We start from the raw sequence: 2,766 nt of genomic DNA on the forward strand, positions 1-2,766 counted from the left end.
CACGGCGATGCCGTCCGCCATGTCGAGCGCGGTTTCGAGCGACTCGGCCAGGCGCGCGCCGATGTCGTCGCGCACCACCAGCCGGTCCACCACCACGTCGATCTCGTGCTTGATCTTCTTGTCCAGCACCGGGACGTCGTCGATGGCGTAGAAGGCGCCGTCCACCTTGAGGCGCTGAAAGCCCTTCTTCTGGAACTCGGCGATCTCCTTGCGGTACTCGCCCTTGCGGTCGCGCACCACGGGCGCCAGGAGGTAGAGCCGCGTCTTCTCCGGCAGCGCCAGGATGCGGTCCACCATCTGGCTGACCGTCTGGCTCTCGATCGGCAGCCCGGTCGCGGGCGAATAGGGCACGCCGACCCGCGCCCAGAGCAGGCGCATGTAGTCGTAGATCTCTGTTACCGTGCCGACAGTGGAGCGCGGGTTCTTGGAGGTCGTCTTCTGCTCGATGGAGATGGCCGGAGACAGCCCGTCGATCTGGTCGACATCGGGCTTCTGCATCATCTCCAGGAACTGGCGCGCATAGGCCGAGAGCGACTCGACATAGCGGCGCTGGCCCTCGGCATAGATCGTGTCGAAGGCGAGCGAGGACTTGCCGCTCCCCGACAGCCCCGTGAACACCACGAGCCGGTCGCGCGGAATGGTCAGGTCGACATTCTTGAGGTTGTGCTCGCGCGCGCCGCGCACGGAGATGACGCGCCGGTCCCCGAAATCGCGTGGGCGGGCCTGGTCGAAAAGGTCGTCGAGCTTGGGCATGCGGGATCCAGCGGCCAGGCGCAGCGCATGGCGGCGGCCGCCGAAGCGGCATTCGGGATCATCCAGATGTAGGCGCTGCGGCCCCGGAGGCAAACCGGATGCGGATTTGCTCTAGAACGAAACGGGTACGCCGGGCAATCCCGCCCCGACGGGGGGCCCTGAAGCCGGGGCTCAGGCGGCCTGGCGGCTGCTCTCCAGCAGGGCGGCGATGCGCTTCAGCCGCTTCGCCGCGTCCTCGAGCTCGAACAGCGCAATGGATTTCGTGCCGGCCTTGATCGCGCGCTCGCAATCGTCGAGCTGCATCTCCACGACCTTGCGGATCTCGGCGGCAAGCTGGGCCTTGGTCATGCGGGGTCCCGGTCGAATCGTCGGGGCGAGGGATAGCCGGGCCGGGTCAAGGGACGGTTACGGCCGGCTGGCGCGGCCTACGGGAATCGAACCCGTCTTCCCAGCGTGAAAGGCTGGTGTCCTAACCGATAGACGAAGGCCGCTCGGGGCTGCCCCGTGGGGCGCCGCCGCTGCCCGACCCTATGGCCCAAACCGGGCTCGCGAACAAGCGCCCGGGCGCACGCGGACGCGCGCTCGTGCGCCCGCCGCCCGCTCAGGCGTTCTTGAGGTCGTCCGGCACCTTGCCGCCGTTCTCGGCCAGCTTCCGCATCACCTGCTTGTGGAGCCAGATGTTCATGGTGGCGCTGTCGTTGGTGTCGCCCGTGTAGCCGAGCTCCTTGGCGAGTTCCTTGCGGTGGGCGAGCGAGCTGTCGAGCCCGAGCAGCGTCATCAGATCCACGATGGACACGCGCCAGTTCGAGGGGCGGCCGGATTTTTTGGCGAGATCGGTCAGAGTCGCCTCCACGTCGACCTGGCCGACCGCGCCGCCGGCCGCGCCCGAACCCGCGCCCGCCCCCGCCGATGCTCCGGCCGCGCCCGCTGCTCCCCCGGCCGAGCCGCCGGTGCCTGCGGCGGCGCCAGGCGCCCCGGCGGCCTTGGCGTCCGTGCCGAAGATCTTGGACATGATGGAACCGAAGATGCTCATGGTGCCCTCCCCTGCGGGCATTCGTGGAGCCGGCCCGCCCGCCGCAAGCGCGTGGGCGCGCCTTTGGTTCCCGGAGGGACGCAGAATGCGGCCGCCGGCGCCGCTCGGAGGGCCCTGCGGCGCCGGCGCGGGCGTCAGCAGAACCGATCCAGCCGAATGATGCGGCAGGGCTCGCCAGCCTCTGCCGCCGGGGCGTGTGGCGCGCGCACCACCAACGCCTCGGAGGCGGCCAGGACCGACAGCATGGAGGAATCCTGGCGGGGAAACGGGGTGGCCAGAAGTTCGCCGCCGGGCGAACGGCCGAGCGCGGCCCGCATGTAGTCCTGGCGGTTGTCGTTGCCGGCGAGGGCTGCGCCGAGCCGGCCGAATTCGGCCGGGTCCTCCCCGGCATCCGGATCGCCGAGAAGCGCCCGGATGGCCGGCACCACGAACAGGATGGCGCAGACGATGGAGGAGACCGGGTTGCCGGGCAGGCCAATGAGCACGGTGCGGCCGAGCCGGCCGTGCATGAGCGGCTTGCCAGGCCGGAGCGCGACGCGCCAGAAGCCGAGTTCCAGCCCTTCCCGCAGCAGCGCCGGCTGGACCAGGTCGTGGTCGCCGACCGACGCACCGCCGAGGGTGACCAGGAGGTCCGCCTGCGCCGCTCTCGCCTCCCCGAAGGCGCGCCGCAGGTCGTCGAAGCTGTCGCGCGCGATGCCGAGATCGAAAACCTCGCCGCCGGCCCGTTCCACGATGGCCTGCAGCGCATAGGGATTGGAGGCGACGATCTGGTCCGGCCCGGGGGTCTCGCCCGGGCGCACGAGTTCGTCCCCGGTGGCCAGAATGGCGACGCGGGGGCGCCGGCGCAGAGGGAGCCGCGCCTGTCCGGCCGCGGCGGCGAGCGCCAGCCGCCGGGCATCGAGCCGGTCTCCGGCCCGCACCAGCAGGTCGCCGCGGCGGAAATCGAGCCCAGCGGGCCGGACAAAACGGCCCGGGGCGGC

The 2,766-nt window shown here is 71.0% G+C and carries 3 protein-coding genes, 1 tRNA gene and 1 pseudogene; all 5 read right to left on the reverse strand.

The features are described 5' to 3' along the window. A pseudogene (locus JWR86_RS15775) lies at positions 1-753 on the reverse strand (excinuclease ABC subunit A); the annotation flags it as partial. 171 nt (positions 754-924) lie between these two features. Further along, a complete protein-coding gene (locus JWR86_RS15780) occupies positions 925-1,101 on the reverse strand; it encodes a hypothetical protein (protein WP_299567309.1) in 177 nt (58 codons plus the stop codon). Between the two features lie 68 nt (positions 1,102-1,169). Beyond that, a tRNA-Glu gene (locus tag JWR86_RS15785) sits at positions 1,170-1,244 on the reverse strand. A gap of 110 nt (positions 1,245-1,354) precedes the next feature. Beyond that, complete coding sequence (locus tag JWR86_RS15790; protein WP_299567310.1) at positions 1,355-1,786, reverse strand: DUF3597 domain-containing protein; 432 nt, start codon at positions 1,784-1,786, stop codon at positions 1,355-1,357. A 134-nt stretch (positions 1,787-1,920) separates the two neighbouring features. After that, on the reverse strand, positions 1,921-2,766 hold an 846-nt coding region (locus JWR86_RS15795), incomplete at its 5' end, for a molybdopterin molybdotransferase MoeA (RefSeq protein WP_299567312.1).

It is taken from the genome of Enterovirga sp., from assembly GCF_028290205.1.
Classification (GTDB): domain Bacteria; phylum Pseudomonadota; class Alphaproteobacteria; order Rhizobiales; family Beijerinckiaceae; genus Enterovirga.